This window comes from Tamlana crocina (assembly GCF_012037625.1).
In genome coordinates this window covers 1-360 of record NZ_JAAVJS010000497.1, presented here as the reverse complement: position 1 = coordinate 360, position 360 = coordinate 1, and the positions used below count along the sequence as shown (strand labels likewise).

The 360-nt window shown below is 40.0% G+C and carries 1 pseudogene; it reads left to right on the top strand.

Annotation, left to right across the window (positions count from 1 at the left end):
* Window positions 1-288 (top strand): annotated as a pseudogene (locus HC176_RS17765) (glutamate--tRNA ligase); the annotation flags it as partial.
* Window positions 289-360 lie beyond the last annotated feature (72 nt).

Genomic DNA, 360 nt, shown 5'->3' with positions numbered 1-360 from the left:
AAATACGACGAGAAGGCAGCTAAAAAGGTTTGGAAGGAAGATACTTCAGCTGTCATGGATCGGGTTATTGAGATCTTAGAAAAAGAGAACGATTTTTCAGCAGCAAATCTTCAGGAGAAAGTAAAAGGATGGCTCACTTCCGAAGGAATAGGCTTTGGTAAAGTCATGCAACCCTTCCGGCTTTCACTTGTTGGTGCAATGCAGGGACCGGATGTTTTTGAGATCGCAGCTACAATAGGAAAAGAAGAAACCCTTTCAAGAGTAAAGAAGGCGCAGCAAAGCCTGTAGAATTATACCCATTAAAAAAGCCATTTTTGATACCTCTCAAAAATGGCTTTTTTTATTTGTATTGGATTCGAT